Here is a 333-nt window from a genome sequence, read left to right as displayed (position 1 = left end):
AGAAATCATTTGGATAATGTTTCATATCTTAGATTTTTCAAATGAATTACAAAGTGCAAGATTGATGGTTTTGGAAAATGATAAATTACAAACTCAAGATTATAATGAACTTTGTTCTTCTAAACCTTTCTTTCAATTTTCTAGAATTTATTTTTTAGAACTGATGAGTCATTATTATGAAAGATTTCATGAAGATATTTTAGGATTGAATAAAAAATTAGCAGAAACTTTTAAAAATATCATTTTAAGAAATGGTAATGATCCTCTTGATGCTCTTCAAGGTATAGAACAATTTGTTTATAATCTTCCTCAAATGATTACCCATCCTAGTTA

Annotated in this window: 1 pseudogene; it reads left to right on the top strand. The window is 24.9% G+C overall.

Annotated elements, in window-relative coordinates:
* Nucleotides 1–333: pseudogene (locus tag ELQ04_RS08575) on the top strand (motility associated factor glycosyltransferase family protein); the annotation flags it as partial.

The sequence above is a fragment of the Campylobacter sp. CH278 genome (assembly GCF_004378845.1).
Classification (GTDB): domain Bacteria; phylum Campylobacterota; class Campylobacteria; order Campylobacterales; family Campylobacteraceae; genus Campylobacter_D; species Campylobacter_D jejuni.
The sequence above is the reverse complement of the archived record's forward strand: the minus strand, read 5'-3'. Positions and strand labels throughout refer to the sequence as shown.